The organism is Ruegeria sp. BH6, assembly GCF_056538105.1.
This window is the reverse complement of the sequence record NZ_JBQFSR010000016.1, coordinates 1-6068: the sequence shown is the minus strand read 5'-3', so window position 1 is coordinate 6068 and position 6068 is coordinate 1. Positions and strand designations below refer to the sequence as shown.

The 6068-nt window shown below is 53.1% G+C and carries 3 tRNA genes and 3 rRNA genes; all 6 read right to left on the bottom strand.

The features are described from left to right. The 6 genes from ACR0B8_RS20150 to ACR0B8_RS20125 all read right to left on the bottom strand — a co-directional run bounded on the left by ACR0B8_RS20150 (position 1) and on the right by ACR0B8_RS20125 (position 5665). A tRNA-Met gene (locus ACR0B8_RS20150) sits at positions 1 to 77 on the bottom strand. Positions 78 to 128: 51 nt separating this feature from the next. Beyond that, a 5S ribosomal RNA gene (rrf, locus tag ACR0B8_RS20145) occupies positions 129 to 243 on the bottom strand. A 191-nt stretch (positions 244 to 434) separates the two neighbouring features. Continuing rightward, positions 435 to 3267 (bottom strand): 23S ribosomal RNA (locus ACR0B8_RS20140). 523 nt (positions 3268 to 3790) lie between these two features. Beyond that, a tRNA-Ala gene (locus ACR0B8_RS20135) sits at positions 3791 to 3866 on the bottom strand. A 31-nt stretch (positions 3867 to 3897) separates the two neighbouring features. Further along, a tRNA-Ile gene (locus ACR0B8_RS20130) sits at positions 3898 to 3974 on the bottom strand. Between the two features lie 229 nt (positions 3975 to 4203). Beyond that, positions 4204 to 5665: ribosomal RNA gene (locus ACR0B8_RS20125) — 16S ribosomal RNA — on the bottom strand. Together the 16S, 23S and 5S rRNA genes with 3 tRNA genes alongside form the textbook arrangement of a ribosomal RNA operon. Between the last annotated feature and the right edge of the window lie 403 nt (positions 5666 to 6068).

The window sequence follows — 6068 nt, the reverse complement described above, 5'->3', positions numbered from 1 at the left end:
TGGTTGCGGGAGTAGGATTTGAACCTACGACCTTCAGGTTATGAGCCTGACGAGCTACCGGGCTGCTCCATCCCGCGTCAGTGTCAGATTTGTATCATCGTTAGAGAGATGTTTTGGGCTTTTACTAGGTTTGGCGGTGACCTACTCTCCCGGGGCTTAAGCCCAAGTACCATTGGCGCGGCAGTGCTTAACTTCCGGGTTCGGGATGGGACCGGGTGTTTCACTTGCGCTATGACCACCAAACCGAGGAAAAGCCCATGTCTGCATTCTTGCTGAGCAAGAAAGCGACGGGTGGCAGGCAGCGTCTTTGCGTGCAAAGGCGCGTTGCCACTCGGTTGTTATGTCACCCCTTACGGGGTTTCACATCAATCAACGTTGTCCAACTCAAGGTCGGTGTATGCTTTTGGTTTTGATTTGTCTTTCTGTTACTGGATCAAATCAAGCCTATCGGGCGATTAGTACCGGTCAACTGAACGCATTACTGCGCTTACATCTCCGGCCTATTGACGTGGTGGTCTTCCACGGCCCTCAGGGAGACCTTGTTTTGAGGGGGGCTTCCCGCTTAGATGCCTTCAGCGGTTATCCTGTCCGATCATAGCTACCCAGCACTGCCGTTGGCACGACAACTGGTCCACCAGTGGATCGTTCACCCCGGTCCTCTCGTACTAGGGGCAACTCCTCTCAAGTCTCCTACACCCACGGCAGATAGGGACCGAACTGTCTCACGACGTTCTAAACCCAGCTCACGTACCTCTTTAAACGGCGAACAGCCGTACCCTTGGGACCTGCTCCAGCCCCAGGATGAGATGAGCCGACATCGAGGTGCCAAACACTGCCGTCGATATGGACTCTTGGGCAGTATCAGCCTGTTATCCCCGGCGTACCTTTTATCCGTTGAGCGATGGCCCTTCCACTCGGGACCACCGGATCACTATGGCCGTCTTTCGACTCTGCTCGACTTGTCAGTCTCGCAGTCAGGCTGGCTTCTGCCATTGCACTCAACGAGCGATTTCCGACCGCTCTGAGCCAACCTTCGCGCGCCTCCGTTACGCTTTAGGAGGCGACCGCCCCAGTCAAACTACCCGCCACGCAGGGTCCCGGATCCGGATAACGGACCGCGGTTAGACATCAAGAGTGCGAAGGGTGGTATCTCAAGGGAGGCTCCACGGATACTTGCGTTTCCGCTTCAAAGCCTACCACCTATCCTGCACATCACAATCCTGATGCCAGTGCGAAGCTGTAGTAAAGGTGCACGGGGTCTTTCCGTCTAACCGCGGGAAGCCTGCATCTTGACAGGCAATTCAATTTCGCTGAGTCGATGTTGGAGACAGCGGGGAAGTCGTTACGCCATTCGTGCAGGTCGGAACTTACCCGACAAGGAATTTCGCTACCTTAGGACCGTTATAGTTACGGCCGCCGTTTACCTGGGCTTCAATTCAAGGCTCTCACCTCTCCTTTTAACCTTCAGGCACCGGGCAGGCGTCAGACCCTATACGTCGTCTTGCGACTTCGCAGAGCCCTGTGTTTTTAATAAACAGTCGCCACCCCCTGGTTTGTGCCCCCAGCCCCTAGTTGCCTAGGAACCGGGCCTCCTTCTCGCGAACTTACGGAGGTATTTTGCCGAGTTCCTTCAACATCGTTCTCTCAAGCGCCTTGGTATTCTCTACCAGTCCACCTGTGTCGGTTTAGGGTACGGTCTGATAGGAGGGCTATTTCCAGGAACCTCTCAGCAGCCCAATCAATCCGATAAGATTGAACTACACCTGAGATCCGTCACCACTCCACGGCCCAGGAATATTAACCTGGTTCCCATCGCCTACGCCTTTCGGCCTCGGCTTAGGGGCCGGCTTACCCTGCTCAGATTAGCTTTAAGCAGGAACCCTTGGACTTTCGGCGAGAGTGTCTCTCACACTCTTTGTCGCTACTCATGTCATCATTCTCACTAGTGATCTCTCCACCGGATCCCTCACAGGCCGGCTTCATCGAAAGCTCCAAATATCCTCCAAGGCGCCCCGAAGGACGCTAAAGAGGATAGGAACTATGTCACACTACGCTCTGCTACCATGCCTTACGGCATCCTAAGCTTCGGCTCATGGCTTGAGCCCCGTTACATCTTCGCCGCAGGACAACTTATTTAGACCAGTGAGCTGTTACGCTATCTTTAAAGGATGGCTGCTTCTAAGCCAACCTCCTGGTTGTTTTGGTCGTCCCACCTGCTTTCCCACTTAGCCATGAATTGGGGGCCTTAGCTGTAGGTCAGGGTTGTTTCCCTCTCCACTACGGACGTTAGCATCCGCAGTGTGTCTGCCATCTAGTACTCCCGGGTATTCGGAGTTTGGTTAGGATCAGTAAGCCTGTGGGGCCCCATTACCCATCCAGTGCTCTACCCCCCGGGGTATTCGGATGACGCTCTACCTAAATAGATTTCGCAGAGAACCAGCTATCTCCGAGTTTGATTGGCCTTTCACCCCTAGGCACAGCTCATCCCGATCCTTTTCAACGGATGTGGGTTCGGTCCTCCAGTAAGTGTTACCTTACCTTCAACCTGGCCATGCCTAGATCACTCGGTTTCGGGTCTGATCCCACGAACTCATTCGCCCTATTAAGACTCGCTTTCGCTACGCCTACACCTAACGGCTTAAGCTTGCTCGTGAGACCAAGTCGATGACCCATTATACAAAAGGTACGCCGTCAGCTCGCAAGGAGCCTCCGACTGATTGTAGGCGTTCGGTTTCAGGTACTGTTTCACTCCCCTCGTCGGGGTGCTTTTCACCTTTCCCTCACGGTACTGGTTCGCTATCGGTCAGCAAGGAGTACTTAGCCTTCGAAGGTGGTCCTCCGATCTTCAGACAGAATTTCACGTGTTCCGCCCTACTTAATACGTCCATCAAAGCTTCCTATACGGGGCTGTCACCCGCTATGGCCATGCTTCCCAACATGTTCTAGTCACTTATCTGGCTCGGCTGGTCCCCGTTCGCTCGCCGCTACTAGGGGAGTATCAATTGATTTCCTTTCCTCCGGGTACTTAGATGTTTCAGTTCCCCGGGTTTGCTCTTAAAACCCTATGTATTCAGGTCTTAAGTACCTGTTTAAGCAACATATTGATTATCAGAGATAACAATATGAAGCTTTCAGGTGGGTTGCCCCATTCAGAAATCCATGGATCAAAGCTTATTCTCAGCTCCCCATGGCTTATCGCAGAGTATCACGTCTTTCATCGCCTCTTGCTGCCAAGGCATTCACCAAACGCCCTTCTCGCGCTTGATTTGATCCAGAAAGAGAAAGACTTGATATTGGCACTACCGCCTATTCGGCTACTTGAGTGCGTTTAACCGCACACAACCGAAGCTGCGCTAGCAATCAAATCAATCGCGATCATCCAGCTGGTAACTAAAGATGATCTTTCTTCTGAACCAAAAGCATACTTTCCCGCCTTCCATCCTGGAACCCATGCTGCCGATGTCGGTCGGCCCCACATGGAGAATGGAAGACAATGCATGATCATTTTGGTGCCAGTCATCCTTGCGGGTGACTATCGGCGCCGATCATGCGGGTTAGTGTACTTGACTTGGACAACTCTGTTCGTTTCAGCCGGGATATTCAAAGAGGGACGAGGAAACATCCCAAATCGAACCTCCTCCGAAGAGGACCAACTGAGATCAACGCCACACTCGGCGCGATCAAACAGTGTTGATTGATTTCTCTCTATACGATGTCAAAGCCTCCGAAGAAGCTGCGTCCAATCGGACGGTTAAGAACCCAAAGGTGCTTAACGATCTGATCGGGTAAATGGTGGAGCCTAGGAGGATCGAACTCCTGACCTCCTGAATGCAAATCAGGCGCTCTCCCAGCTGAGCTAAGGCCCCATAAAAATCGCCCTTTGCTCCGCAAATGGCTTGGTGGGTCGAGGAGGACTTGAACCTCCGACCTCACGCTTATCAGGCGTGCGCTCTAACCACCTGAGCTACCGACCCAGTTGATTTTGCTCGGCTCTTTTTAAAAGCTGCAAAATCGACGTTGCCCGACAGGCGCTTTTGCTCGCAAAAGCTGCCGAGAGGGCCAGACCTCACAGCGTGCAGGCCTGATGTGTTCTGAAGAGATATGAGGACGGCTCGGTCCATGAGTTTGATCAACTTTGTTTGTTGATCTTCTGCTAAGTGTATCACGAGATTTGCGAACAAATCTAACTAGATACATCCTTAGAAAGGAGGTGATCCAGCCGCAGGTTCCCCTACGGCTACCTTGTTACGACTTCACCCCAGTCGCTGATCCTACCGTGGTCCGCTGCCCCCAAAAGGTTAGCGCACGGCCGTCGGGTAGAACCAACTCCCATGGTGTGACGGGCGGTGTGTACAAGGCCCGGGAACGTATTCACCGCGTCATGCTGTTACGCGATTACTAGCGATTCCGACTTCATGGGGTCGAGTTGCAGACCCCAATCCGAACTGAGACAGTTTTTTGGGATTAACCCATTGTCACTGCCATTGTAGCACGTGTGTAGCCCAACCCGTAAGGGCCATGAGGACTTGACGTCATCCACACCTTCCTCCCGCTTATCACGGGCAGTTTCCCTAGAGTGCCCAGCCGAACTGCTGGCAACTAAGGATGTGGGTTGCGCTCGTTGCCGGACTTAACCGAACATCTCACGACACGAGCTGACGACAGCCATGCAGCACCTGTCACTAGGTCACCGAAGTGAAAGACCCATCTCTGGGCCGGTCCTAGGATGTCAAGGGTTGGTAAGGTTCTGCGCGTTGCTTCGAATTAAACCACATGCTCCACCGCTTGTGCGGGCCCCCGTCAATTCCTTTGAGTTTTAATCTTGCGACCGTACTCCCCAGGCGGAATGCTTAATCCGTTAGGTGTGTCACCGAATAGCATGCTACCCGACGACTGGCATTCATCGTTTACGGTGTGGACTACCAGGGTATCTAATCCTGTTTGCTCCCCACACTTTCGCACCTCAGCGTCAGTATCGAGCCAGTGAGCCGCCTTCGCCACTGGTGTTCCTCCAAATATCTACGAATTTCACCTCTACACTTGGAATTCCACTCACCTCTCTCGAACTCTAGACCGATAGTTTTGGAGGCAGTTCCGGGGTTGAGCCCCGGGATTTCACCCCCAACTTTCCGATCCGCCTACGTGCGCTTTACGCCCAGTAATTCCGAACAACGCTAACCCCCTCCGTATTACCGCGGCTGCTGGCACGGAGTTAGCCGGGGTTTCTTTACCTGCTACCGTCATTATCTTCACAGGCGAAAGAGCTTTACGACCCTAAGGCCTTCATCACTCACGCGGCATGGCTGGATCAGGGTTGCCCCCATTGTCCAAGATTCCCCACTGCTGCCTCCCGTAGGAGTCTGGGCCGTGTCTCAGTCCCAGTGTTGCTGATCATCCTCTAAAACCAGCTATAGATCGTAGGCTTGGTAGGCCATTACCCCACCAACTACCTAATCTAACGCGGGCTAATCCAATGGCGATAAATCTTTCCCCCGAAGGGCTCATACGGTATTACTCTCCGTTTCCAGAGGCTATTCCGTACCATTGGGCATATTCCCACGCGTTACTAACCCGTCCGCCGCTCACCCCGAAGGGCGCGCTCGACTTGCATGTGTTAGGCCTGCCGCCAGCGTTCGTTCTGAGCCAGGATCAAACTCTCAAGTTGAAAGCACATTGCTGCGCTATCCTTGACGTTCGAACCTCTGCACATCTCATCAGGAGGCTAATCCTGATGAAGTCTTCTGTTTGATGTACACAGACTTCCTAAGAAATCAGTGAACCACTCAAACAGTGAAGCTGACACTAGATCATCGGCCCCGATTGCTCGAGAAACCTACTAGCGCGATATACAGACATTCAATCCGTCGAAACGAACCAAACCGCCCACATATCTCTTCAGTTATCCATCAATGTCAAAGAACATAACACCCAGAGCCAAAAACCAGACCGTTGCGCCAATAACCTCAGCGCGCCCGCCTAACAAATCCCTCAAGATGCCCCCAGTCTCTCCTGAGCGTCTCCGCCGTCTCCAGCGTCCCAACACCGCCTCAGCAGCGCCGGTGAAGGGG